Below are 24,287 nucleotides of genomic sequence, written 5' to 3'. Positions count from 1 at the left end.
GACAAGGCGGCGCGGCAGTGCAAGGAAAATCGGCACAAGCGGCATGCTTTATCCCTCGACAAGCTGTGGAGGACCCTCGAAAACCCAGCGCAGCACCCGGCGCGCATCAAGGCTTTCGCGCCCCTCCGGCAGGCGGATGACGGGCAGCGCCACGCCAAGGATCCGCTCGCTCGCGATGCCAGCCTCCGGCAGCCGGTCGATATCGCCGACGGGTGCCAGATCGACCAGCAGGCGGGCGATCGCCGCGGGCTCATGGCAAACGCGGACGATGCCTTCGCCGCGCCTTTCCCAGAGCCCGGCCAGCGGCTCGGGCGGGCGGACCACCAGGCGGCCGTTCGCCGCTTCGCCGAGGCAGTAGTCGTCGGAGACGAAGGCGGCGAAGCGCCCACGCGCCGTTGCCCGATCGACCAGTTCCTCGCCGAGGTTCGACTTGCCACTGCCCGACGAGCCGCGGATCAGCACCCCGGCCGACCCGATGACGACGCAGGTCGCATGGATCGTCTCAAGCGTCATTTCACGGTATCCGCCGGCAGGCGGACGATGAAACGCGCACCGGCGACCTCTCCCTCTCCGGTCCCGGGAATTTTCCTCATCCGGTTTTCCGCCGAGATCGTGCCGCGGTGAGCCTCGACGATCTGGCGGGTGATGGACAGGCCCAGGCCCGAGTTGTTGCCGAAGCCGTCATCCTCCGGCCGGTCTGTATAGAAGCGCTCGAATATGCGCTCCAGAACGTCGGGACGAATGCCGGGACCGTCATCCTCGACGGTGATGACGACGGCGTCTTCCTCGCGCCTTGCGTTGATGCGCACTGCGCCGCCGTCCGGTGAAAAGGAACGCGCGTTGTCCACAAGGTTGTTGACGACCTGCGCAAGCCGGCTGTCGTGGCCGATGATGCGATAGGGATGGGGCCGGCGCGAGGCCTCCACCTTCAGCTTGACGGGCGCGGACCCCGGTTCGGCACGCTCGTTGGCGAAATCGACGACCGTGCGCAGGAGCGTCGACACGTCGACGGGGCCGGCATCCGCACGGGCAAGCTCGGCATCGAGGCGCGAGGCGTCGGAAATGTCCGTGATGAGGCGGTCGAGGCGTCGCACGTCATGCTGGATGACCTCCAGCAGGCGTTCGCGCGAATTCTCGTTCCGGGCAAGGGGAAGCGTTTCGACGGCGCTTCTGAGCGAGGTCAAGGGGTTCTTGATCTCATGCGCCACATCCGCGGCGAAAGTCTCGATCGCGTCCATGCGGTTGTAGAGGGCGTTCGTCATTTCGCGCAGCGCACCTGCAAGGTGGCCGATCTCGTCCTGGCGGGTGGAGAAGTCGGGGATCTCCTCGCGTGACTTGATGGAGCGGCGCACGCGCTCCGCACTTGCCGCAAGCCGGCGCACGGGCCCGGCGATGGTGCCCGCGAGCAGGATCGACAGGACGACCATGACCACGGCCGCGACGAGGAAGACGCGCATGATGGCAAGGCGCTCGGCACGCACGATCGCGTCGATATCGCCGCCTTGCGTGGACAGGAGAAGGGAGCCCAGAACCGCGCGGAACCGCTGTACGGGCACGGCGACGGACACGATCAGCTCGCCGCGCGGCGATACGCGCACGACGCTTGCCGGAGACCCGGCGAGGGCCGCTTCGACCTCCGGATAGGCGCGTCCGTTGCCGGCGCCGATCTCCTCGTAGAGCGGCAGGTCTCCGCGCCGGAACCAGAGCTTCAGGTCCGCCCAGATCTGGTCGAGAAGGCCCGGCTGTTCCGGCTCGGGCGGGGGAAGGTCGAAGCGCAGGATCTGGCCGCGCGCGTAAAGGTGGCGCGAATCGAGGATCAGGATGCCTTCCGGATCGTAGATGCGCGCGCGCGTCTTGGTCGGCGATATGAGGCGGCGCAGCACGGGGGCGACCCGTTCGGGGTTGATCGGAAAATCGAGAAGGCGGGTATCCTCCATCGGCGTCACGCTTTCGCCCGCCTGGAGCTGGAGGAGCTTTTCCGGATCGACGCTCAGCCCGTCGGTTTCGACCGAGGCGGAGGCCGCGATCGCGCCGGCTATGATTTCACCTTGCGTCAACAGGCTCTGCACGCGCGCGTCGATAAGGCCTGCGCGAAACTGGTTGAGGTAGAGAATGCCGGCCACGAGCACGCACAGGCCGACGAGATTGAGAACGATGATGCGCCGCGTCAGCGAGGAAAATATGTAGGTGCCGAGGAAGATGCCGATGCGGCGGAAGAAACGGCGGCGCACGCGACGGTCGCCGAGCCGGCGCAAGGTGGCCGCGCGCTCGGCGTCGGTCGGCGCCAGCCCGCCGCCTTCCCCGCGTGTTTCGGTGTCAACCGCCATTCGCTACTCCCGCACCGTCCCATGGGGCGGCGCGACCGCGGATAAGGATCCGCTTATACCTCCCGGAACCGGTAGCCGACGCCGTAAAGGGTTTCGATCATGTCGAAATCGTCGTCGACCTGCTTGAACTTCTTGCGCAGACGCTTGATGTGGCTGTCGATCGTGCGGTCGTCAACATAAACCTGATCCTCATAGGCCGCGTCCATCAGCGCATTGCGGCTCTTTACCACGCCGGGGCGCTGGGCCAATGCGAAAAGGATCAGGAATTCGGTGACCGTCAGCGTCACCGGTTCGCCCTTCCAGGTGCAGGTGTGGCGCTCCTGGTCCATGACGAGGAGGCCGCGCTCGAGGATCTTGTCGCCCTGAGGCTTGGCCGTGCCCGCCTCGCGCGGCTGGATACGGCGCAGGACGGCGCGCACGCGCTCCACCAGAAGGCGCTGGGAGAAGGGTTTGCGGATAAAATCGTCGGCCCCCATCTTCAGGCCGAACAACTCGTCGATCTCGTCGTCCTTTGAAGTGAGAAAGATCACCGGAAGGTCCGACTGCTGGCGAAGCCTGCGCAAAAGCTCCATGCCGTCCATGCGCGGCATCTTGATGTCGAAGATGGCAAGGTCCGGCGGATGCGTCGTCAACCCGTCGAGCGCGGACGCGCCGTCGGTATAGGACTGCACACGATAGCCCTCGTTTTCCAGGGCGATGGAGACCGAGGTCAGGATATTGCGATCGTCATCGACGAGGGCAATGGTCGGCATAGTGCGGGCCTTCGGTTTGTGCGTGTTCATGATCTTGATCGATGCTTGCCTTTGGCCCTTCAATTGCGCGGAAAATATGGCGCGATATCTTCAATTGACACTATTCCGTTAAGCACGATCCATCAATCGCCACGTCGAAATCCTGACGGGCCAAGGATTTTTCGAATTGTTTACCTTATTTCCGGATTCGCGGCGAAACGGCGTGAAATCTTACGCTCGGCGCGAAATCGCGTGAAACCGAACCGCAAGGCACAGGAAGGATATATAGACGCCCGCGAGCAGTCCGGCAAAAAGACCGGGTGCGCCGAGATCCAGCCCGATACCGCCGACCCAGGCGATCGGAATGGCGAAAAGCCAGAAGGCGGCGATCTGCAGCAGGGTCGGGATCCAGACGTCGCCGAGCCCGCGCAGCGCGCCGAGCGCGACGCCCATGCCGGCATCGCCCGACAGCATGAAAGCGGCGACGGCGAACGTTTGCGAGGCAACGGCGATGACCTTGACATCGTCCGTGATGAGACCCGCCAGCGCTTCCGGCGCGAACAGGAAGACAAGCATCACCGGAACGGGCAGGAGCGCGCCAAGGCCGATGCCGGCCCAGCCGGCGTGGCGGGTGGCCGCACGCTCGCCCGCGCCGAAGGCCCGCCCGACGCGGATGGCGGTCGCGCCGCTGGTTCCCACCGCCATCATGAAGGTGAGCGTGACGAAACCCGTCACGATCTGATAGGCGGCAAGGTCGTCCGCGCCGATCAGGCCCGCGAACATGACGACGGTCGCGAAAGCGGCGCTTTCCACGCCCTGGGCGATACCCATGGGCAGGCCGAGGCGGCGGAGCTGGCGGCCCGTCGCCCCGCCGAGGCGGAAAACCGCATCGGCCCAGTGACGGGCGCCGGCCGAAAGCAGGGAGCTTTCGCCGCGAGCGGTGCCCCGGAAGACCACGACGAGGATCGCAAGTCCCGCGAGCGTTCTGAGGATCGAGCTTGCAAACGTCGCGCCTTCGGCGCCGAGGGGCTCCATGAAGCCGCCCCAGCCGAGCGCCATGACGCCGTTGAGCGGCACATTCGCGAGATTGACGAGAAGCATGACGACCATGCCCACTTTCGGCCGCCCGGTCGCCTCAAGGAACATGTTGCAGACCATGAAGACAAGGAATCCGGGAAGACCCACGGCAAAGGCTAAAGTGACCACCGCCGCACCGGCCGCCAGATTCTGGCTCTGGCCGGTCCAGAGGAAGAAATCCCTTGAGAAGGGCGTGACGAAGAGGATGGCAAGCGCGAACAAAAGCGCGTGGACCAGGGAGACGCGAAGGACGTTTCCGACCATTGCACCGTCGCCGGCGCCGATCGCCTGTGCCGTCATGACTGCGGCGGCCTGCAAAGCGCCGATTGCAACCATCATCAAGCTTACTTGCGTGGCGAGGGCAAGGGCGAGGTAGGCAAGCTCATCCGCTCCGGCCCAGCCGGTCATGACGGTATCGACCGTGGTAATGATTATGATGCCGGCGCGAGCAAGGATGATCGGCGCGGCGAGCGTGAATGTGCGGCGGATGTGATGGCCGATCGGGACCGGGCGATCGCCGGCAGTCAATGTCATGAAGCCTCGCTGGGAAACGGCCGGGTGACCGTGGAAAGCGCGAGGGATAGCTATCGCGAACGCGGCTGTCACATCAATTTGTTTTCAATGTCGACGGAAAGGCGCCGCGCGAGGTTCGCCGGCAGGAGCCATCCTTCGGACAATTACGTAACCTTGGGTCAAATTAAGGAAATCCGCCGGAAAATGATGAGGTACGTATAGCAAGCGCGAATATTGGCGGATAACTAGGCGAATCGTGGTGAAGAAAAGACTTTCAAGTGCAATTTCCGCAGATTAAATCGATTTAAATACTATGCCTGGACCTGCTGGCGACTTGTTGCATTTTCGCGCTTCAACTACCGTCGTGCCCACTCCGATCGGCTGATCGTTTCCGTTCTTCGCCTGACGAACCAGCGGTTTAGTGGCAATGAACGTGAAGACTGAACAGTCAACCCGGCATGGGCGGGGTTCGGTCCGGGACAGGCGGGCGGGAAGTCGAAACAAGCGTTCAATCAAGAACAGGGACTTTGCGGGATCATGAAAGAAAAGGGTGTCAGAAACCCTGCTATCGGCGCCGAGGAAACGGGACTCAAGGGCCTTGCGGGCATCAGTTTCAACCTTAGCGAGCCCGCTCTCTACGAATATGCGATCCGGCGGGGCGAAGCATCGATCGCCGACGGCGGCGCGCTTCTCGTCGACACCGGAATTCACACCGGCCGTTCGCCCAGGGACAAGTTCGTCGTGCGCGACGCGACGACCGAAGAGGCCGTGTGGTGGGACAACAACGCGGCGATGGAGCGCGAGCACTTCGACACGCTTCACGCCGATATGCTCAAGCATGCCGAGGGCATGGAGCTTTTCGCGCAGGACCTTTACGGTGGAGCGGACGAGAACGAGCGGATCGCCGTTCGCGTCTTCACCGAATTCGCCTGGCATTCCCTCTTCATCCGCAACCTGCTGATCCGTCCGGAAAGGGCGGCGCTCGAAAGCTTTGTGCCGGAGATGACGATCATCGACCTGCCGAGCTTCAAGGCGGACCCCGCACGCCACGGCACGCGTGGCGAAACGGTGATCGCCTGCGATTTCAGCCGCAAGATCGTGTTGATCGGCGGCACGTCCTACGCGGGCGAGATGAAAAAATCGGTCTTCACCTTCCTGAATTTCGCGCTGCCCGGGCGCGGCGTCATGCCGATGCACTGCTCGGCGAACGTGAACGACGCCGGCGAAACGGCGGTATTCTTCGGCCTGAGCGGCACCGGCAAGACGACGCTTTCCGCCGACGCTTCGCGCACGCTGATCGGCGACGACGAACACGGCTGGGGCAAGGACGGCGTCTTCAATTTCGAAGGCGGCTGCTACGCCAAGACGATCCGGCTTTCGGAAGAAGCCGAGCCGGAGATCTATTCCACGACACAGCGTTTCGGCACGGTGCTGGAGAATGTCGTCGTGGACGATGAAACCCGCACGCCCGACTTCGACGACGGGTCGAAGACGGAAAATACGCGCTGCGCCTATCCGATCCACTTCATTTCCAACGCCAGCGACACGGGCCGCGCCCCGCAGCCGAAGAACATCATCATGCTGACGGCGGATGCCTTCGGCGTGATGCCGCCGATCGCCAGGCTGACGCCGGCCCAGGCGATGTACCACTTCCTGTCCGGCTACACGGCCAAGGTGGCGGGCACCGAAAAGGGCGTGACCGAGCCGCAGGCGACCTTCTCCACCTGCTTCGGCGCCCCCTTCATGCCGCGCCATCCTTCCGAATACGGCAACCTCTTGCGCGACCTCATCGCCGAGCATGGCGTCGACTGCTGGCTCGTCAACACGGGCTGGACGGGCGGGGCCTTCGGCACCGGCCATCGCATGCCGATCAAGGCGACGCGCGCTCTGCTGACGTCGGCGCTCGACGGGTCGCTCAACGAAGCGGCATTCCGAACGGACCCGAATTTCGGCTTCGCCGTTCCGATCTCCGTGCCGGGCGTCGATGGCGCGATCCTCGATCCGCGCTCGACCTGGGCCGACAAGGCGGCCTACGACCGGCAGGCGGCACGCCTCGTCGACATGTTCGTGAAGAACTTCGCGATCTTCGAAGCGCATGTGGACGCAAGCGTGCTCGATGCCGCGCCCGGTTTCAAGGCGGCGGCCGAGTAAAGCCTGAGGGTTTCCAATTTTAGAAGGCGGCCCCGGACATCCTTCCGGGGCCGTTGCTTTTTGCGCGATTTTTCAGTGTATTCGCTCATAATCGTCCCCTCCTGGCGAATTCCGGAAAGACACATTTGACCGAATTCCTGACGACAAGGCTTTTCCTGCGCCCAAGGCGCATTGCCGATCTTGAAGACTGCCTTGCCATGGATCGCGACCCGCTGGTGACCCGTTTCGTGGCCGGACCCTGGGGCGAACCGGACGCACACCGCGCATTCGTGCTGGAACGCATGTCCCATCCCTATCCGCCCGGCATGGGCTACTGGACGATCCTGGACAGGAATGCCGCAGAAGGGGCCAACTTTCTCGGCTGGATACTTCTGTTGCCCGTCGAAGGAGAGGAAAACGCGGCGGAAATCGGCTGGCGTCTCAAACGTGAATGCTGGGGGCGGGGTATGGCGCCGGAAGCGGCCCTGCCGGTGCTGCGGCATGCCTTCGAAACGCTGAAGGTTTCCGCCGTCGTTGCCGATATCCACCCGCAAAACGCAGCCTCGATCAAGGTCGCGGAAAAGATCGGCTTGCGCTTTGCCGGGGAAACCATGGCGGATGACGCGCCCGCGAAGTCCTATCGGCTGGCATCCAATTGAGCGAAAATCGCTTTTCCTCCCTGTCGCGCGAGTGGCCCCGACCATATATTCTGCATGTTCGTGAAGGAGAAAGCCGATGGCCGAAACCGTGAGCCGCGATACGCTCGACCCGCTCAAGATCGCAGAAGACTGGACGAAGGCCGGGCGCAAGGTGGCGCTTGCGACCGTCGTCGAGACCTGGGGCTCCGCGCCGCGCCCCGTCGGGTCGCATCTTGTCATCGACCAGGAGGGCGATTTCGAAGGCTCCGTCTCAGGCGGCTGCGTGGAAGGCGCCGTCGTCGCCGAGGCGCTGGAGGTATTGGAAACCGGCAAGCCGACGATGCTGGAATTCGGCGTTGCCGATGAGACCGCATGGCGGGTCGGGCTTTCCTGCGGCGGGCGGATCCGCGTTTTCGTCGAACCGGTGGCGTGAGCAATGGATTTCAAACTTCTGCAGGAGCTGAACGAGGAACGGGCGAACCGCCGCGCTGCGATCCTCATCACGGATACCGCAAGCGGTAAACAGCGGCTTGTGCGCCACGCCGACAGCCTGTCCGGCGATCCGCTGGCCGATGAACTGGCAAAACGATTTCGCTCCGGCAAGTCGGGGATGGTCGAGACGGAAGACGGACGTGAGCTTTTCCTGACCGTTTCCGTTCCCCCGCGCAGGCTCGTCATCATAGGGGCCGTGCATATATCGCAGGCTCTGGTGCCGATGGCGGAAATCGCCGGTTTCGACGTCACGGTGATCGATCCGCGAACGGCGTTCGCCACGCCCGACCGCTTCCCCGAACGCTTTCTGAAGGCCGATTGGCCGGAGGATGCGCTGAAGGACGTGCCGCTCGATGCCTTCACGGCGCTCGTGGCGGTAACGCACGACCCCAAGATCGACGATTTTCCGCTAAAGACGGCGCTTGAAGCGGGGTGCTTCTACGTTGGTGCGCTGGGCAGCCGCAAGACGCACGGCAAGCGTCTCGACCGGCTGAAGGAGGCGGGCGTTTCAGACGAAGCGCTTTCACGGATCGACGCGCCGATCGGCCTCGATATCGGCGCGGCCTCGCCGGCGGAAATTGCCGTCGCCGTGCTCGGCTCGGTCATCAAGGCACTGAGAAAAGGCCCGGAGGGCGGCTGATGAAGTTCGCTCCCCTGCCTGTCAAGGACGCTGAAGGAGCGCTGCTTGCGCATTCGCTCAAGCTTGACGGACGGGCACTGAAGAAGGGGCGCAGGCTTTCGGCGGAAGATATTGCGTTAATAGCCTCTGCGGGAATTCGCGAGATCGTCGTCGCGAAACTCGACGCGGGAGACCTGCACGAGGATGCCGCCGCCGACCGGCTGGCACGCGCCGCCGACGGCGGAAACATCCGCCGCGATCCGGCGTTCACGGGCAGGGTGAACCTGTTCGCGCGCGAAGCCGGTGTTTTCACCGTCGACAAGGCGTCGGTCGATGCGGTCAACCGGATCGACCCGGCGATCACCTTCGCGACGCTTGAGAATTTCACCTCCGTCGACAAGGGGCGGATGGTGGCGACGGCCAAGATCATCCCCTTCGCCGTTGCCGAAAAGCTGGTGGAAGAGGCGGAGACGACGGTGCTGGATGCCGTCATGATCGCACCTTACAGGGCGCGGCGCGTCGGCCTTGTCGCTACCGAACTGGAGCACCTGAAGCCATCCGTCATGGACAAGACGCGGCGCATCACCGAGGAGCGGCTTGCGGCTTCCGGCTCCGAAATCATCTCCGAGTTGCGTGTGGAGCATGAGGCGGCGGCGGTTGCCATGGCCATGCTGCAGTTTCGCGACATGGGCGCTGAGATGATCATCGCCTTCGGCGCATCGGCGATCGTCGACCGGCTCGATGTCATCCCCTCCGCGATCGATTCGGCGGGCGGCGAGGTGATCCATTTCGGAATGCCGGTCGATCCGGGGAACCTGCTGCTCCTGGCCGACCTTGACGGCATCCCGGTGATCGGCGCGCCGGGCTGCGCCCGGAGCCCCAAGGAAAACGGCTTCGACTGGGTGCTGAACCGGCTGATCGCCGACCTGCCGGTAACAGTTCATGACATTACCGGGCTGGGCGTCGGCGGACTTCTGATGGAAATCGGAACGCGCCCGCAACCGCGCGAGAAAAAGCGGGAGACGGTTCAGCGCAAGCGAAAAGTGGCGGGTGTGCAGCTTGCCGGCGGCCGCTCGCGCCGCATGGGCGCGGTAAACAAGCTTCTGGCCGAGATCGGCGGCAAGCCGCTGGTGCGCATCGCGACCGAGACCGCGCTGGCAAGCGGGCTGTCGGGCGTCACCGTCGTTACGGGCCATATGCATGAGGATGTCGAGAGGGCGCTCTCCGGCCTGGATGTCACCTTCACGCACAACCCGGACTACGGCGAAGGGATCGCCAGTACGATCCGCTGCGGCATTCGCGCCGTGCCATCGGATGCGGATGCGGCACTTGTGCTTCTGTCGGACATGCCGGGCCTCACGGAGGATATGATCGACCTGATCATCGCCGCCTACGACCCCGGCAACGGCAAGACGATCGTCGTGCCCACAGTGGCCGGAAAGCGCGGAAACCCGGTGCTTTGGGACCGCCGCTATTTCCCCGACCTGTTGCGTCTTGAAGGCGATATCGGCGCGCGCCACCTGATCGCGCGCCATGCCGACCAGGTGGCCGAGGTGGAGATCGGCGAGGCGGCGCGGCTTGACGTCGATACGCCGGAAGCCCTTGCTGCAGCAGGAGGATCTGCCGCGCCGGGCCGAGATCTGTAGCATTGTGGCAACAGTAGTGGCCATTCCACCTCAGTCATATTGACCCTACGGAAATTTTGGTTAGTAATATTCACAGGCGGCTGGGGGGCCGCTTTATTTTTTCGGGAGGGACAACGGGCATGGATCTCACCCGCAGGGCCTTGACGAAGGGGGCGGGGGCGCTCGCCGCAGCATCGCTCTTCTCGCTCCCCGCAATTACCCCGGCAAGCGGCGACGTCGCTTCCAAATGGTTCACCGGGGCCGCCGAGGACAACGGCTTTTCCTACCGCACGACGAACTTCTCGGTGATCAAGCCTCACTGGCGCCGGCAGATGGTGAAATATTTCTCGCAGGAGCCGCCGGGCACCGTCGTTGTCGATACGCGCAACCATTTTCTCTACTGGATCTGGGAAAACAACACCGCGCTCCGATACGGTGTTGGCGTCGGGCGCGAAGGCTTCAAGTGGTACGGGCGCGCTCGCATCGACCGCAAGTCGCTCTGGCCGCGATGGGTGCCGCCTCCCGAAATGCTGGAGCGTCAGCCGGACCTGCCGAAGCTCGTGAAGGGCGGCGCGCCGAACAACCCGTTGGGCCCGCGCGCGATGTACCTCTACCGCAGCGGTTCGGACCTCGGCTACCGCCTGCACGGCACGCTGGAGCCCTGGAGCATCGGCAACGACGTTTCCTCCGGCTGCATCCGCATGTTCCCCGAAGACGTGATCGACCTCTACCAGCGCTGCCCCATCGGCACGCGGGTTCTGGTGCTCGAACACCTGGGCGCCGACAGCACCGCGAGCGACGGCTGACCGCGACCGTTCAAGAACGCCCAAGGAGATTCCCGTGACGATACCGACCCTTCGCCGCGCTGCCCTCGGCGTTCCGATTGCGGTTTTGATGGCGGCGCTCGCCCTTTCCGGCTGCAACACGATGGAAGCGGCTTCCACGCCGGATGTGACCAACGCACCGGCGGCGGGCTTTGAAAAGATCTCCGCAGGCAGCGAGCAGGACTTTATCGTCAACGTGGGACGGCGCGCCTATTTCACGCAAGGGTCCGCCACGCTTGACGACACGGCGAAGATGACGCTCGACAAGCAGGCCGAATTCCTGAAAGCCAACCCGAACTGGTACGCAAAGGTCCAGGGCTTCGCCGACGATCCGGGTGGCGACGCGGCGAATATCTCCCTGTCCCAAAAACGGGCGGATGCCGTGATGGCCTATCTGGTCTCGAAAGGCGTCTCGCCGGATCGCCTGTGGGCCAAGGGCTATGGCACGGAGCGGCTCGTGCGCGATTGCGACGACATCGAATGCAAGGCGCAAAACCGCCGCGTGGTGACGAACCTGCGCGAGGAGAAGGAAGCGTAAGCTGCACAATCGCGCTCAGGCCGGCATCTGGGCGACGATCTGAAAGGCCTGCATAGGCGCACTGATGCTGCCTGCACCGAACCGCTGAACCAGCGCATCACGCACCTGCCAGGTCACCTCTTCCAGCGATGGCGTTTCCCGGTCATCAACTTCGTTGGCCAGCGGCGAGCCGGCGACAAGCCCCATGGCAACCTGAGCGGCATCGCTCGCGGAACTTGTCTTTGGCAGAACAGTGATATCGATCTGCCGGAAACCTGCACCCTGCAATGCGTCCGCAACGACGCTCAGATCGTGATAGGCGTAGGGCGTTTCCAGAAAGTGGGGCGGGTCCTGCGGAAATATTTCCGCAACCGCTTCGTGAACCGCATGTGAAAAGCCATTACGCTCGAGGCGGTCCCAGATATTGAACACGAATTTGCCACCCGGCTTGAGGACGCGCGCGGCTTCGCGCATGCCTGCGGGTTTGTCCGGGAAAAGCATCACGCTGAACTGGCAGACCACGGCATCAAAGGAATTATCCGGATAAGGCAGCTTGGTCGCGTCAGCTTCGGCGTAGTCGATTCCCGAATAGTCACCAAGGTTCTTTCTCGCCTCCTCGACCATTGCCGAGGCAATGTCCGTCGAGATAATGGAAGTATCTTCCGGGAGATGAGCCGCCAACCAGCGCGTCGCAGCGCCGGTGCCGCATGCCGTTTCAAGCACCGTGCCATCTTCGGGCACGTCCACTCTTTGGGCGAGGTCCGCCGCATATGGACTGAACAGGAGCGGCACGAGAAAGCGCTCGTAGTTTTCGGGTATCGAACCGCCGGCGTAGGGTCTGCTTTTGATGTAGGGGATATCGGCATCTCCCTCGGGTTTGCTGGTGCTACAGGCCATAAGGGTGGAGCGTAAGGCGCGGCGAGCAACCCGGAGACCCTCAAAATCCATGCGGCAGCGCAAGGCCGGAGAGCAGCCTCGGCGTGTGCCGCCACCTGCGAAACTGGGTGTTAACGCACATTTCTGCATTGCAGCATTTGCATAGCTTAATTTGTGCACTGCGGTTGCGGAATAACGCCACAATGCGTATATAACATTTCGATGATAATGAGACCCGCGGTCGGTCAACCGGCCGGTCGGGTCTTTTTATGGAAAAATTCCAAAAACCACCCGCTGGCGCGATCGGGCTTCCGGTCCGCGACGCCGGACAAGAAGGATTTGAGATCATGACCGTACAGAGACTGCCGCGCGCCGGCCAGTGCAAATGGGCCGAGGGCACGGGCGGAGATTATTACTTCCCCTGCCAGAACCGCGTCGAGGCCGGTATTTCCTACTGCGCCGAACACCACGCGATGGTCTATATTTCGCCGGAAGAGCGCCGCCGCCAGCGGGAGAACCCGCAGGTGAGCCAGCAGCGCCGGATCGCCGCCTGAGGCAGAAATATATTGCGAGGCAACTCGCGGACTTTTACGAAACCCCGGTTCATCGGCCGGGGTTTTTGTTTGAGGAAGTCGGCAGGCGATAAAAAACGCCCGGCCAGATGACCGGGCGTTTCATGTTCCGTGATGAAGAATAACGAGCGGGTCAGGAAGCCTTAAGGGCCGTCTCAACCTCGCGAAGCTGGGAAAGCAGCGTTTCCGCGGCCTGCTTCGCTTCGTCGTTCTTTGCGTCCTTCACGTCTTCCTCGGCGTCCTGGATCTGGGAACGGATATCCTCCGCGTTCAGATCCTTAACGGGGATCGCCTGTTCGGCCAGAACCGTCAGTGCCTCGGCGCCGGCTTCCGCGAAACCGCCGCGTACGAAATATTCGTCCACGTTGCCGTTCGGACGCCGGACCTTGAGGATGCCCGGCCGGATCGTCGACATGAGGGGCGCATGCCCCTTCATGACGCCGAACTGACCTTCGGTGCCGGGCACGACGACCTCGATCGCCTCGTCCGACACGAGAAGGCGCTCCGGCGCGACGAGCTCGAAATTAAATGCTTCCGCCATCGGCCTGTCTCGTCCCGTCTTGTGTTACGCGGCCTCAGCGGCGAGCCGCTGTGCCTTCTCGACCGCTTCTTCCATGGTGCCGACCATGTAGAATGCGGCTTCCGGAAGGTGGTCGTATTCGCCGTTCACAAGGCCCTTGAAGCCCTTGATGGTGTCTTCCAGGTCGACGAGCTTGCCCGGCGAACCGGTGAAGACCTCGGCCACGAAGAACGGCTGCGACAGGAAGCGCTCCACCTTGCGGGCGCGGGCGACGGTGAGCTTGTCTTCTTCGGAAAGCTCGTCCATGCCCAGGATCGCGATGATGTCCTGAAGCGCCTTGTAGCGCTGCAGCGTCTCCTGCACGCGGCGGGCCGTCTCGTAATGCTCGTCACCGATGATGCGCGGGTCGAGCATGCGCGAGGTGGAGTCGAGCGGATCCACGGCCGGGTAGATGCCCTTTTCGGCGATCGAGCGGCTCAGCACCGTCGTCGCGTCCAGGTGGGCGAAGGTGGAGGCCGGGGCCGGGTCGGTCAGGTCGTCGGCAGGAACGTAAACGGCCTGCACGGACGTGATCGAGCCCTTGGTCGTCGTGGTGATGCGCTCCTGCATGCCGCCCATGTCGGTGGCAAGCGTCGGCTGATAACCCACGGCGGAGGGGATGCGGCCGAGAAGGGCCGACACTTCCGAACCCGCCTGGGTGAAGCGGAAGATGTTGTCCACGAAGAACAGCACGTCCTGGCCCTGGTCGCGGAAGTGCTCGGCGACCGTCAGGCCGGTGAGGGCGACGCGGGCGCGAGCTCCGGGAGGCTCGTTCATCTGGCCGTAGACAAGCGCGGCCTTGGAGCCTTCGCCGCCGCCTTCCTTGTTCACGCCGGATTCGATCATTTCCCAGTAAAGGTCGTTGCCCTCACGGGTACGCTCGCCGACGCCGGCAAAGACGGAGTAACCGCCGTGCGCCTTGGCGACGTTGTTGATGAGCTCCATGATCAGAACGGTCTTGCCGACGCCGGCACCGCCGAACAGGCCGATCTTGCCGCCCTTGGCGTAAGGCGCCAGCAGGTCCACGACCTTGATGCCGGTGACGAGGATTTCCGCCTCGGTCGACTGTTCGATGAACTCCGGCGCGTCCTGGTGGATGGCGCGCCTGGTGTCATGCGCGATCGGGCCGGCTTCGTCCACCGGCTCGCCGATGACGTTCATGATGCGGCCGAGCAGGCCGTCGCCCACCGGCACGGCGATCGGTTCGCCGGTATCCTTTGCCTCCTGGCCGCGCACGAGACCTTCCGTGCCGTCCATGGCGATGGTGCGTACCGTGTTCTCGCCGAGGTGCTGAGCCACCTCGAGAACGAGGCGCGTGCCCTGGTTGTCAACTTCCAATGCGTTCAGGATCGCCGGCAGATGGTCGTCGAACTGAACGTCGACAACGGCGCCGATGACCTGGGTGATCCGTCCGACTGTCTTGTCAGCCATCTCTTCAATCCTCGTGTCGATCCGGTCAGAGCGCTTCGGCGCCCGAGATGATTTCGATGAGTTCCTTGGTGATCTGCGCCTGGCGCTGGCGGTTGTAGGTGATCGTCAGCTTGTCGATCATCTCGCCGGCGTTGCGCGTGGCGTTGTCCATCGCCGTCATCTTCGCGCCCATCTCGCCCGCGACGTTTTCAAGCAACGCGCGGAAGATCTGGACGGAGATGTTGCGCGGCAGCAGATCGGAGAGGATTTCATCCTCGCCCGGCTCGTATTCGTAGACGACGCTTTCGGCGGCCTCGTCCTTTTCGAACACGGCGGGAATGAGCTGCTGCTCGGTCGGGACCTGGCTGATCACCGACTTGAAGCGCGAATAGAACAGGGTGCAGACGTCGAACTCGCCGTCGTCGAACATCTTGAGCACGCGCGCGCCGATCTCATGGGCGTGCTTGAAGCCGATCTGCTTCACGCTTCTGAGTTCGACAGTGTCGATGATGTTCTGCGACAGTTCGCGCTTCAGGACGTCATAGCCCTTTTTGCCGACGCACAGGATCTTCACCGTCTTGCCGTCGGCGATGAGCCTGCGGGCATGGTCGCGCGCAAGCTTGGCGATCGACGTGTTGAATGCGCCGCAAAGGCCGCGCTCGGCGGTGGCGACGACAAGCAGATGTATCTGATCGCCGCCCGTGCCCTTCAGGAGGGCCGGCGCATCCTCGCGGCCCTCATAGGCGACCGCGAGATTGGCCAGCACCGTTTCCATGCGCTCGGCATAGGGGCGAGCGGCTTCGGCGGCCTCCTGGGCGCGACGCAGCTTCGCCGCGGCCACCATCTGCATGGCCTTGGTGATTTTCTGCGTCGCCTTCACCGAGGCGATGCGGTTTCTGAGGTCCTTAAGGCTGGCCATTGCCGCCCCTACTCCTTCGTCCGGTCAGCCGTTCAGGCGAAGTTCTTGGCGTATGCCTCGACCGCCGACTTGAGCTTGCCTTCAAGCTCGTCGTCGAGGGCCTTCTTCTCCCAGATCGCGTCGAGCAGATCCTTGTGCTCGGCACGCAGGTTCAAAAGCAGGCCTTCCTCGAATTCGCGAACCTTGTCGACCGGCAGCTTGTCGAGGTAGCCGTTCACGCCGGCGTAGATGACCGCGACCTGTTCTTCCGTCTTGAGCGGAGAGAACTGCGGCTGCTTGAGAAGCTCGGTCAGGCGGGCGCCGCGGTTGAGCAGGCGCTGCGTCGTGGCGTCGAGATCGGAACCGAACTGCGCGAAGGCCGCCATTTCTCGGTACTGCGCCAGCTCGCCCTTGATCTTGCCGGCAACCTGCTTCATCGCCTTGATCTGGGCCGAGGAGCCCACGCGCGACACCGACAGGCCGACGTTCACGGCCGGGCGGACACCCTGGTAGAACAGATCCGTCTCGAGGAAGATCTGGCCGTCGGTGATGGAGATCACGTTCGTCGGAATGAAGGCCGACACGTCGTTGCCCTGCGTCTCGATGACGGGGAGCGCGGTCAGAGATCCACTGCCGTGATTCTCGTTGAGCTTGGCGGCGCGCTCAAGCAGACGGGAGTGCAGGTAGAAGACGTCGCCCGGGTAAGCTTCACGTCCCGGCGGGCGGCGAAGCAGCAGGGACATCTGACGATAAGCGACGGCCTGCTTGGACAGATCGTCGTAGCCGATCACCGCGTGCATTCCGTTGTCGCGGAAGAATTCGCCCATGGCCGTGCCGGAGAACGGCGCCAGGAACTGAAGCGGCGCCGGGTCGGATGCCGTGGCGGCGACAACCACCGAATATTCGAGCGCGCCGTTGTCTTCCAGCACCTTCACGAACTGGGCGACGGTGGAACGCTTCTGGCCGACGGCGACATAAACGCAGTAAAGCTTCTGGTGCTCGTCGTCGCTCTGGTTGAGCGGCTTCTGGTTCAGGAAGCTGTCGAGCAGGATCGCGGTCTTGCCGGTCTGGCGGTCGCCAATGACGAGCTCGCGCTGGCCGCGTCCGATCGGGATAAGCGCGTCGATGGCCTTTAGGCCTGTCGACATCGGCTCGTGCACCGACTTGCGCGGCAAGATGCCCGGCGCCTTCACGTCCACGCGGCGGCGTTCGGTCGCCTCGATCGGGCCCTTGCCGTCGAGCGGGTTGCCGAGCGGATCGACGACGCGGCCGAGAAGGCCCTTGCCGACCGGGACTTCCACGATGGCGCCGGTCCGCTTGACCGTGTCGCCTTCCTTGATGTCACGGTCGGAGCCGAAGATCACGACGCCGACGTTGTCGCTTTCCAGGTTGAGGGCCATGCCCTTGATGCCACCAGGGAACTCGACCATTTCACCGGCCTGGACCTTGTCCAGCCCGTAGACGCGGGCGATACCATCACCCACGGACAGAACCTGGCCGACCTCGGAAACTTCGGCCTCCTGGCCGAAATTCTTGATCTGCTCCTTGAGGATGGCGGAGATTTCCGCGGCCCGAATATCCATCAGCCGACCTCTTTCATCGCGAATTTGAGGGAGTTGAGTTTGGTCTTCAGCGAAGTGTCGATCATGCGGCTGCCGACCTTGACGATCAGGCCGCCGATCAATTCAGGATCGACCTTCGCGGAAATCTTTATGGTCTTTCCGGTCGACGCATGGAGCGCTTTCTTCAGCGCTTCCACCTGGTCGTCGGAAAGGGGGGCTGCGGACGTAACGTCCGCGGTGGTTTCTCCGCGCTTCGCGGCAAGGACGGCGCGAAACGCCGAAATCATGCCAGGCACGGCGAAAAGGCGGCGGTTCTTGGCGGCAAGCTTCAGGAAATTTGCCGCAAGACCCTTGAGGCCTGCCTTGTCGAGAATGGCGGAGAGAGCCTTGAGCTGCTCGTCGGCGGAGAAAACGGGGCTCTGAACGAGACGGCGAAGATCGGCGCTTTCGCCCAGAAGCTTTTCGAAGCCGTCGAGGTCCTTCTCGACGGCGTCGACGGCCTTCTGGTCTTCGGCAAGCTCCAGGAGCGCCGTAGCGTATCGTAAGGCCACGCCTGAGATGAGAGATACGTTGTCAGTCACAGGTTCCGTGCTCTCTGACGCAGGTTGGTGCCGGAGCTTTCAGCTGAGCTGTCAGCAAGGCTTTGAAAATTGGTCGTAATTGGTGGATTTGAGGGCCGAAAGCCAAGTCCGATCCCCCGAAGCCGCGCTCCGCATAGCACAGGCTTTCTCCCTGCGCAACAGCGCCTGACGGCCCGGAAATGCCCGCAAATGCCAGCTTTCGCCGCCACCGCGGATGATCCTTATGGCTTTTCCTTGCGCCCGGCAAGAGCGGCGGGCCGCAAAACGGCTGGCGAACTCAAGAAAAAGCGTGGATGGGGCTCACAAAAAGCTTTGCGGGTCGACGTCGACCTGGAGCCTGAGCGACGCCCTGGGCTTTGGCGCCACTTTCAACCATTGTCTGAGATAGGCCTGAAGGTCGAAGGCGCGCGGCGCCATGACGAGGGCACGGAACCGATGCCGGCCGCGCACCAGGGAAAGCGCGGCTTCCGCCGGGCCAAGCAGCGTTACGGATTGATCGTGCGGGGCGGCGCGCACCACGGCTCTTGCGAAATCAGCCGTCTGGTTCCTGTCCGCGCCGGAAAAGATCAACGCGGCAAGGCGGCCGAACGGCGGCAGGCCGGAAGCGCGCCGCGCCTCGATCTCGCTCTTGTAGAAGGCATCGCGGTCGTTTGCCAGAAGCGCCTCGATGACCGGATGCTCCGGCGCGTAGGTCTGCAAGAAGCCGCGACCCTGGCCCGCGATGCGCCCCGCCCGGCCCGTCACCTGCGAAATGATCTGGAACGTGCGCTCGCCCGCGCGCGGGTCGCCATGCGCCAGCCCCAAATCCGCATCCACCACGCCGACAAGGCGCATGAGCGGAAAATTGTGGCCCTTGGCGACGAGTTGGGTGCCGATGACGATATCGGCCCCGCCCTCGGCGATCACCTTCATCTCGCGTTTGAGCCTGTCCGGGCCTCCCGGAAGATCGGAGGAAAGCACCAATGTGTGGGCATCGGGCAGGATATCGGCGATTTCCTCGGCGATCCGCTCCACCCCCGGCCCGCAGGCGACCAGCGTATCGGCATTGCCGCAGCTCGGGCAAGCATTGGGCACCGGCTCGCTGTAGCCGCAGTGGTGGCATTGCAGCCTTCCACGGAAGCGGTGCTCGACGAGCCACGTCGAGCAATTGGGGCATTGGAAGCGGTGACCGCAGGTCCGGCAGAGCGTCAAGGGCGCATAGCCGCGTCGGTTCAGGAACAAAAGCGCCTGGGCACCGTCGGAAACGGTTTCGGCCAGAGCTTCGACCAGCTTCGGCGCAAGCCAGCGCCCGCGCTCCGGCCCTTCGGTGCGCATGTCGATCGGGATGATATCGGGAAGGGCCGCGCCCGATGCCCGTTCGGGAAGTTCCAGCCGCGTGTAGCGGCCCTGAAGCGCATTCACCTGGCTTTCGACGGACGGCGTGGCGGAGGCGAGCGCTACGGTGAAGCCGCTGATCTTTCCCCTGACCACCGCCATGTCGCGGGCGTTATAGGAAACCCTGTCCTCCTGCTTGTAGGCTGTGTCGTGCTCCTCGTCGACGACGATCAGGCCAAGATCCATGAAGGGAAGGAAGAGGGCGGAGCGTGCACCGACCACGACCTTTACGTCGCCGCTTGCCGCGCCGCGCCAGACGCGGGCGCGTTTCTTGGGTGGAACGTCGGAATGCCATTCGGCGGGGCGCGCGCCGAATCGGGTCTCGAAACGGTCGAGAAACTGGCTGGTCAGCGAAATCTCGGGAAGGAGCAGGAGCACCTGCCTGCCCTGGCGGATCGCCTCGGCAACGGCTTCGAAGTAAACCTCTGTCTTGCCCGAGCCTGTCACGCCGTCGATCAGGAAAACCGAAAAGCCCTTGCCGATGGCAGCGCGAAGGCTGTCGACCGCGGCTTCCTGAGCCGGCGTGAGTGATGGCCCTTCCCGGTCCGGTTCGGGTGCCGGCGGCGGAGGGCTCGCCGGCATGGAGACAACCTCCAGCACACCGTGGGAGATCAGGCCGTCCACCACGGAGGGGCTGACACCGGCAGCCCCCGCAAGGCCGCTTTTCGTCCAGGCGAAACCGTCTTCAACGAATTCGAGAACGCGGGCGCGAGCCTTCGTTATGCGCTCGATCTCCGCACCTTCGACCTTGCGCACGCCCGGCAGCGGGGCCTCGGGCTCAAGCGCTTCTTCGGACCGCAGCACCATGCGCGCGACCATGCCGGGCGGGGAAAGGGTCCAGTTCGCCACCCAGTCGAGAAACAGCATCAGATCGGCTTTCAGCGGCGGGACATCGTCATAGACGTGCAGAATGTCCTTCAGCCTGCCGCGCGCGACAGTCGCGCCTTCCTCGATATCGCGCACGACGCCGATCACTTCGCGTGGGCCGAGCGGCACGCGGACGATCGAGCCGGGGCACACGCGCATGCCCGCTGGAACCCGGTAGCTGTATGCCTCGTCCACGGCGACGGGTACGAGCACGCTCACCGTCACGGGCAGGGAACCATCCAGGGCTTCGTCATCGAACAACACGGGTGCGGCGAACCTTGAAAAACTGCGGTGTTTTGCCGGCGAATCGCATCCGCCCGGCGAATCAGGGGTGTTCCTTGTCGTTATCCTACGTTAAAGAGACGGCGAATTCGGACCAAGAGAACACCGGAGGCAAACTCCAGCCGCTTTCCCGCAGTAAGATTTGCCGAAATCCGCCGCGATGGCCCGATTGACGCTCGAGATATGGAGCCCGTGTCACATGAAATTCTTCGTCGATACCGCCGATACCGCCGAAATCAAGGAACTGGCCGATATCGGCCTGCTTGACGGCGTGACCACCAACCCCTCGCTCATCATGAAAGCGGGACGCCCGATGAAGGAGGTTATCGCCGAGATTTGCGGGATCGTCGAAGGTCCGGTCTCGGCGGAAGTTACGGCGACCGAATTCAAGGACATGATGGCGGAGGCCGAAGTGCTCGGCAAAATCGCCGACAATATCGCCATCAAGGTGCCGCTCACGCTGGACGGCCTGAAGGCTTGCCGCACCCTCTCCGACAACGGGCAGATGGTGAATGTGACGCTCTGTTTCTCCGCCAACCAGGCGCTGCTGGCCGCCAAGGCGGGAGCAAGCTTCATTTCGCCCTTCATCGGCCGCCTCGACGACATCCACCTCGACGGGCTGGAGCTCATCCGCGAAATCCGCGTGATCTACGACAACTACGGCTTCGAGACGGAAATCCTTGCCGCTTCGATCCGCAACGCCAATCACGTGAAGGATTGCGCGCTTGTCGGCGCGGATGTCGCGACGGTGCCGCCGTCGGTTCTCAAGGGCCTTGCCAAGCACCCGCTGACGGACAAGGGACTTGAAGCCTTCCTCGCCGACTGGGCGAAGACCGGACAGAGCATTCTCTGAGACAGGCGGTGACTGCCGGCCATGGCTTGCCGGGGTTTCACCTTGGATCAGAAAAGCTTGATGTTCCGAAATCTTGGACTTTCATGGGGTCAGGGGTGCTTTTCGCTTTCGGCGGCTCAAGCAGAGCCGTCGAAAGACCAATTCCGATCAATGGTTGTGTTTTATATTTCGCGCCTTTAGATTGTTTTTGCTGATGAAAGAATTATTTTAAAGATGGCTTGGCCCTGACTTGCGCGACGAATTAATCAGACTGACAGCCAACTGGCTGAACATGCTTGCAGCGGGCATGATTATAACCGGTGTGGTGGCGCCGTTTTTGGCGGCAGTCAACGGGCCTGCGGTTCTCGATATTCCCGAGGTTGGTCGAATTGCCCTGACCTGCGTGCTATTCTTGTTCCTGGGTATGGGCTTACACTATTCCGCCAGACAGGTATTAAGAGGCTTGGGTCGATGACAAGTTTGGATGTTTTCGCCTTTGTGTGGCCGATCATTGCCGTGGCGATCGTTATCGGCCTCGCATTTTACTGGACGCGGAACACGCACAAGCTGAAATCCTGATGCCGGGCCGGCGATCTATGCGATCGCTGATCCCAAAACGCATCCCGCGAACGCGGATTTGCTTTCGCGATCAGAAATCGACCCATTTCAATATGCCCTTGCCGCCGCCTGGCGTCGCGCCAACCGTTTGTAAAGATGCACCATCAGGATGGTGGCGAAGATCGGCGTCACGAGGTTGAGGATCGGCACGGCCAGCACGCCTGCGATCACGAGGCCGGCCAGGAAAACCGTGCCGCCGTGCGCCTTTCTCAGAGACTTCGCGTCTGCCTGCGGCATGAAGCGCATTGCCGCGAATTCGAAGAATTCCCTACCCAGCAGATAGCCGTTCACGAGGAAGAAGGCGACGAGGTTGATGCCCGGTACAAGCAGCAGCATCAACGCGAATATATTGGCCAGAATGACGATGCCGGTGAATTTCACCGTAAGCCAGATGCTTTCGGGCAGCGGCATGGCGCGGCCCGGCCCGTCGGCGGGGTAATCCTCGCGTTCGACGATCAAGGCGACATCGTCCTGAAAGAAGGCGGCGAACATCGCCGTGACGGGGGCTATCAGAAAGCCGAGGCCGATGAAGGCGCCGACGCCGGTGAGAATCGACAGAGCGGTGTCGAGCCAGGGGTAGGGCAGGTCGACGAAGCCTGCGACCAGCCCGTTCAGCGCGATCCAGATGAGGAAGAGCGCCGCAAGCGTGAAACCCAGCGACTTCCACAAGATCGCCCGGAACGCGGGCTGGAAAACCTGGCTCATGGCGCGAATGGCGGCGGCGATCATCGGCTGTGGGGTGTCCTTGAAGGTTCTGTTTCACGCCCGGAGGTAAGAGGCGGCGACGCGCGACACAAGAGTTTCGAGCTAAGCTTCCGGAATTTCCATGCGCCGCCAGGGCAGCGGATGCGCTTGGCGAGCAGTCAGCCAGGTCGAGCTGAAACGAAAGAAATGTCCGCCGCCAGCCGGCTGATCTTGAGCGCGGTCTATCGGTAGAGACATAAGATGGCACTTCAGCAATGTTCCCACGGCGCCATGGCCGACGAACAGCGCCGCGCCGTCCGTGCGAAGCGAATCGATCGCGCTGGTAACGCGGGTGACGATACGCTGCTGTGCAAGGAGCGCCGGTTCCCATCCGCCGACGCTTTCTTCCGGCGAAGCAAAAAAAGCATCCGCCATCTTCTCGAATTCCTCCGGCGGCAGAAAGCCTGTCGAACTGCGGTCGTTCTCATGCATATCCGCATCAGTGACCACTTCGACATTCAGGTGCTGAACAATAATTGCCGCCGTCTCCAGCGCCTTTTTCTCCGCGCTTGAAAAGATATGGCGCACGGAACGCAGAAAGGGCTGGCGGAGGAAGGCGAACGCACGCTCGCGCCCCTTTGGCGAAAGAGACCAGTCGGGGACGGGAATTTCGGGTGCGACGAGAACTTCAGGATGCGTGAGATAGGTGCAATCGCGCATCAATCGTTGCCTTCCACCCACTCCCGGATCAGCCAATGGGCGATGGAAATGCCCGGAGGGATAATCTTGCCTTCGTCGTGCTCGCCCGCCATCATCCGACGGACTTCGTCACGGGAAAACCAGCGGCAGTCTTCCAGTTCCGTTTCGTCCATGACGATGTCGCGCGAAAGCGCTTCGCCGCTGCAGCCGATCATGAGCGAAGCGGGGAACGGCCAGGGCTGGCTTGCGCGATAGGCAACCTTGCCGACCTTGATGCCGGACTCTTCGAAGACCTCGCGCCGGACGGCATCCTCCACCGTCTCTCCGGGCTCGATGAAGCCCGCGAGCGTGGAATAAACGCCTTCGGCCAGGCGCGGCGGGCGGCCGAGCAGGCATTCGTCGCCATCGGCGATCAGCATGATCGCGACGGGGTCGGTGCGCGGGAAATGCAGCCCGCCACAGTTCGGACAGTCGCGGCGGTATCCGCCCTGCGTCATGACGCTCTTTTCGCCGCAACGCGAGCAGAAGCCATGCGTCATGTGCCAGTGGCCGAGCGCGCGGGCCTGAGCGAGGATGCCGAGATCCTCCGGCGGGAGCGCGCCCTGAATGGCGAGCGAGCGGATGTCGATAAGCTTGAATGCGCCGTTTCTTTCAATCTCTTCTTCGGCCGCCAATATCTGGACGGAGAAAACCGGAGCCTCCGTTTGTGGACGAAAGCCAAGAAGCACCGTTTCTTCAATGGTCGCCGCGAACTCTTCCGCCAGGGCCTGTCCGTGGAAAATGTTCAACGCCTTGCCGGAAACATCGACCACGGGCCGGTCGGCGGAAAAAAGCAAGAAGCGGGCTGTATCCGAAGTGCGGTGCCGGTTGAACCATTCGGCGTCGCCGCGATGCTCCGAAAGGCGGTCGAGCGGATTTGCGCCGTAGGCGAACGGTTCGAATCGATGCTGGCTCATGAAGTGGAAAGTGTCCTTATGGAA

At 63.0% G+C, this 24,287-nt stretch carries 23 protein-coding genes; 9 read left to right on the top strand and 14 right to left on the bottom strand.

Features of this window, described 5'->3' with window-relative positions; all coding sequences use genetic code 11:
- Positions 1-48: 48 nt before the first annotated feature.
- From GR183_RS18265 to GR183_RS18250, 4 genes are all read right to left on the bottom strand, one after another.
- Complete coding sequence (locus GR183_RS18265; RefSeq protein WP_160777101.1) at positions 49-513, bottom strand: HPr kinase/phosphorylase; 465 nt, start codon at positions 511-513, stop codon at positions 49-51.
- Positions 510-2,327 (bottom strand): sensor histidine kinase, encoded by a 1,818-nt coding sequence (locus GR183_RS18260; RefSeq protein ID WP_160777100.1) that lies wholly within the window; start codon positions 2,325-2,327, stop codon positions 510-512. The genes GR183_RS18265 and GR183_RS18260 overlap by 4 nt, the downstream gene beginning before the upstream one ends.
- 53 nt (positions 2,328-2,380) lie before the next feature.
- On the bottom strand, positions 2,381-3,079 hold the full coding sequence (locus tag GR183_RS18255; RefSeq protein ID WP_160777099.1) for a response regulator transcription factor: 699 nt from the start codon (positions 3,077-3,079) through the stop codon (positions 2,381-2,383).
- A gap of 210 nt (positions 3,080-3,289) precedes the next feature.
- Positions 3,290-4,669, bottom strand: coding sequence for an MATE family efflux transporter (locus GR183_RS18250; protein ID WP_160777098.1), 1,380 nt, complete (start codon positions 4,667-4,669; stop codon positions 3,290-3,292).
- A 516-nt stretch (positions 4,670-5,185) separates the two neighbouring features.
- Between GR183_RS18250 and GR183_RS18245 the strand changes: the two genes are divergently transcribed.
- From GR183_RS18245 to GR183_RS18215, 7 genes are all read left to right on the top strand, one after another.
- A complete protein-coding gene (locus GR183_RS18245) occupies positions 5,186-6,799 on the top strand; it encodes a phosphoenolpyruvate carboxykinase (protein WP_160777097.1) in 1,614 nt (537 codons plus the stop codon).
- A 125-nt stretch (positions 6,800-6,924) separates the two neighbouring features.
- Positions 6,925-7,437 (top strand): GNAT family N-acetyltransferase, encoded by a 513-nt coding sequence (locus tag GR183_RS18240; RefSeq protein WP_160777096.1) that lies wholly within the window; start codon positions 6,925-6,927, stop codon positions 7,435-7,437.
- A 76-nt stretch (positions 7,438-7,513) separates the two neighbouring features.
- Complete coding sequence (locus tag GR183_RS18235) at positions 7,514-7,849, top strand: XdhC family protein (RefSeq protein WP_160777095.1); 336 nt, start codon at positions 7,514-7,516, stop codon at positions 7,847-7,849.
- A 3-nt stretch (positions 7,850-7,852) separates the two neighbouring features.
- Positions 7,853-8,548 carry an XdhC family protein gene (locus GR183_RS18230; RefSeq protein WP_160777094.1) on the top strand — a complete coding sequence of 232 codons (696 nt, stop codon included), beginning with the start codon at positions 7,853-7,855 and terminating at the stop codon, positions 8,546-8,548.
- Complete coding sequence (locus GR183_RS18225) at positions 8,548-10,173, top strand: NTP transferase domain-containing protein (RefSeq protein WP_160777093.1); 1,626 nt, start codon at positions 8,548-8,550, stop codon at positions 10,171-10,173. Before GR183_RS18230 ends, GR183_RS18225 begins: the two co-directional genes overlap by 1 nt.
- 119 nt (positions 10,174-10,292) lie before the next feature.
- The gene (locus GR183_RS18220) at positions 10,293-10,958 is read left to right on the top strand and encodes a L,D-transpeptidase (protein WP_160777092.1); all 666 of its coding nucleotides are present in this window, start codon (positions 10,293-10,295) and stop codon (positions 10,956-10,958) included.
- 34 nt (positions 10,959-10,992) lie between these two features.
- Positions 10,993-11,514, top strand: a complete 522-nt coding sequence (locus GR183_RS18215) for an OmpA family protein (RefSeq protein ID WP_376765779.1) — start codon at positions 10,993-10,995, stop codon at positions 11,512-11,514.
- A gap of 15 nt (positions 11,515-11,529) precedes the next feature.
- Here the strand turns inward: GR183_RS18215 and GR183_RS18210 are convergent, their stop codons facing one another.
- On the bottom strand, positions 11,530-12,618 hold the full coding sequence (locus tag GR183_RS18210) for a class I SAM-dependent methyltransferase (protein WP_160777091.1): 1,089 nt from the start codon (positions 12,616-12,618) through the stop codon (positions 11,530-11,532).
- 98 nt (positions 12,619-12,716) lie between these two features.
- On the opposite strand from GR183_RS18210, the gene GR183_RS18205 reads away from it, so the two are divergent.
- Complete coding sequence (locus tag GR183_RS18205) at positions 12,717-12,923, top strand: hypothetical protein (RefSeq protein WP_160777090.1); 207 nt, start codon at positions 12,717-12,719, stop codon at positions 12,921-12,923.
- 151 nt (positions 12,924-13,074) lie between these two features.
- On the opposite strand, the gene GR183_RS18200 is transcribed toward GR183_RS18205, so the two are convergent.
- From GR183_RS18200 to GR183_RS18175, 6 genes are all read right to left on the bottom strand, one after another.
- A complete protein-coding gene (locus GR183_RS18200; protein ID WP_160777089.1) occupies positions 13,075-13,482 on the bottom strand; it encodes a F0F1 ATP synthase subunit epsilon in 408 nt (135 codons plus the stop codon).
- A gap of 24 nt (positions 13,483-13,506) precedes the next feature.
- Positions 13,507-14,931 (bottom strand): F0F1 ATP synthase subunit beta, encoded by a 1,425-nt coding sequence (atpD, locus tag GR183_RS18195; protein WP_160777088.1) that lies wholly within the window; start codon positions 14,929-14,931, stop codon positions 13,507-13,509.
- Between the two features lie 25 nt (positions 14,932-14,956).
- A complete protein-coding gene (locus GR183_RS18190) occupies positions 14,957-15,829 on the bottom strand; it encodes a F0F1 ATP synthase subunit gamma (RefSeq protein ID WP_160777087.1) in 873 nt (290 codons plus the stop codon).
- A gap of 32 nt (positions 15,830-15,861) precedes the next feature.
- A complete protein-coding gene (gene atpA / locus GR183_RS18185; protein WP_160777086.1) occupies positions 15,862-17,391 on the bottom strand; it encodes a F0F1 ATP synthase subunit alpha in 1,530 nt (509 codons plus the stop codon).
- A complete protein-coding gene (locus tag GR183_RS18180; protein ID WP_160777085.1) occupies positions 17,391-17,951 on the bottom strand; it encodes a F0F1 ATP synthase subunit delta in 561 nt (186 codons plus the stop codon). The genes atpA and GR183_RS18180 overlap by 1 nt, the downstream gene beginning before the upstream one ends.
- A gap of 300 nt (positions 17,952-18,251) precedes the next feature.
- Positions 18,252-20,456 carry a primosomal protein N' gene (locus GR183_RS18175; RefSeq protein ID WP_160777084.1) on the bottom strand — a complete coding sequence of 735 codons (2,205 nt, stop codon included), beginning with the start codon at positions 20,454-20,456 and terminating at the stop codon, positions 18,252-18,254.
- 217 nt (positions 20,457-20,673) lie between these two features.
- Between GR183_RS18175 and fsa the strand changes: the two genes are divergently transcribed.
- Entirely contained in the window at positions 20,674-21,327 is a 654-nt protein-coding gene (gene fsa, locus GR183_RS18170) for a fructose-6-phosphate aldolase (RefSeq protein WP_160777083.1), read from the top strand.
- Between the two features lie 645 nt (positions 21,328-21,972).
- Here the strand turns inward: fsa and GR183_RS18165 are convergent.
- From GR183_RS18165 to nudC, 3 genes are all read right to left on the bottom strand, one after another.
- Complete coding sequence (locus GR183_RS18165) at positions 21,973-22,653, bottom strand: sulfate transporter family protein (protein ID WP_160777082.1); 681 nt, start codon at positions 22,651-22,653, stop codon at positions 21,973-21,975.
- Between the two features lie 78 nt (positions 22,654-22,731).
- Positions 22,732-23,328 (bottom strand): histidine phosphatase family protein, encoded by a 597-nt coding sequence (locus GR183_RS18160; RefSeq protein WP_160777081.1) that lies wholly within the window; start codon positions 23,326-23,328, stop codon positions 22,732-22,734.
- Entirely contained in the window at positions 23,328-24,263 is a 936-nt protein-coding gene (gene nudC, locus GR183_RS18155) for an NAD(+) diphosphatase (RefSeq protein ID WP_160777080.1), read from the bottom strand. Before nudC ends, GR183_RS18160 begins: the two co-directional genes overlap by 1 nt.
- Between the last annotated feature and the right edge of the window lie 24 nt (positions 24,264-24,287).

The organism is Stappia sediminis (assembly GCF_009826895.1).
In the GTDB taxonomy this organism is placed as follows: Bacteria; Pseudomonadota; Alphaproteobacteria; order Rhizobiales; family Stappiaceae; genus Hongsoonwoonella; species Hongsoonwoonella sediminis.
The sequence above is the reverse complement of the archived record's forward strand: the minus strand, read 5'-3'. Positions and strand labels throughout refer to the sequence as shown.

Excerpts from the sequence above, each read along its gene's own strand:
- GR183_RS18265 (WP_160777101.1), bottom strand. The coding sequence starts at position 513 with ATGACGCTTGAGACGATCCATGCGACCTGCGTCGTCATCGGGTCGGCC.
- GR183_RS18260 (WP_160777100.1), bottom strand. The coding sequence starts at position 2,327 with ATGGCGGTTGACACCGAAACACGCGGGGAAGGCGGCGGGCTGGCGCCG.
- GR183_RS18255 (WP_160777099.1), bottom strand. The coding sequence starts at position 3,079 with ATGCCGACCATTGCCCTCGTCGATGACGATCGCAATATCCTGACCTCG.
- GR183_RS18250 (WP_160777098.1), bottom strand. The coding sequence starts at position 4,669 with ATGACATTGACTGCCGGCGATCGCCCGGTCCCGATCGGCCATCACATC.
- GR183_RS18245 (WP_160777097.1), top strand. The coding sequence starts at position 5,186 with ATGAAAGAAAAGGGTGTCAGAAACCCTGCTATCGGCGCCGAGGAAACG.
- GR183_RS18235 (WP_160777095.1), top strand. The coding sequence starts at position 7,514 with ATGGCCGAAACCGTGAGCCGCGATACGCTCGACCCGCTCAAGATCGCA.
- GR183_RS18230 (WP_160777094.1), top strand. The coding sequence starts at position 7,853 with ATGGATTTCAAACTTCTGCAGGAGCTGAACGAGGAACGGGCGAACCGC.
- GR183_RS18225 (WP_160777093.1), top strand. The coding sequence starts at position 8,548 with ATGAAGTTCGCTCCCCTGCCTGTCAAGGACGCTGAAGGAGCGCTGCTT.
- GR183_RS18220 (WP_160777092.1), top strand. The coding sequence starts at position 10,293 with ATGGATCTCACCCGCAGGGCCTTGACGAAGGGGGCGGGGGCGCTCGCC.
- GR183_RS18205 (WP_160777090.1), top strand. The coding sequence starts at position 12,717 with ATGACCGTACAGAGACTGCCGCGCGCCGGCCAGTGCAAATGGGCCGAG.
- GR183_RS18200 (WP_160777089.1), bottom strand. The coding sequence starts at position 13,482 with ATGGCGGAAGCATTTAATTTCGAGCTCGTCGCGCCGGAGCGCCTTCTC.
- atpD (WP_160777088.1), bottom strand. The coding sequence starts at position 14,931 with ATGGCTGACAAGACAGTCGGACGGATCACCCAGGTCATCGGCGCCGTT.
- GR183_RS18190 (WP_160777087.1), bottom strand. The coding sequence starts at position 15,829 with ATGGCCAGCCTTAAGGACCTCAGAAACCGCATCGCCTCGGTGAAGGCG.
- atpA (WP_160777086.1), bottom strand. The coding sequence starts at position 17,391 with ATGGATATTCGGGCCGCGGAAATCTCCGCCATCCTCAAGGAGCAGATC.
- fsa (WP_160777083.1), top strand. The coding sequence starts at position 20,674 with ATGAAATTCTTCGTCGATACCGCCGATACCGCCGAAATCAAGGAACTG.
- GR183_RS18165 (WP_160777082.1), bottom strand. The coding sequence starts at position 22,653 with ATGATCGCCGCCGCCATTCGCGCCATGAGCCAGGTTTTCCAGCCCGCG.
- GR183_RS18160 (WP_160777081.1), bottom strand. The coding sequence starts at position 23,328 with ATGCGCGATTGCACCTATCTCACGCATCCTGAAGTTCTCGTCGCACCC.
- nudC (WP_160777080.1), bottom strand. The coding sequence starts at position 24,263 with ATGAGCCAGCATCGATTCGAACCGTTCGCCTACGGCGCAAATCCGCTC.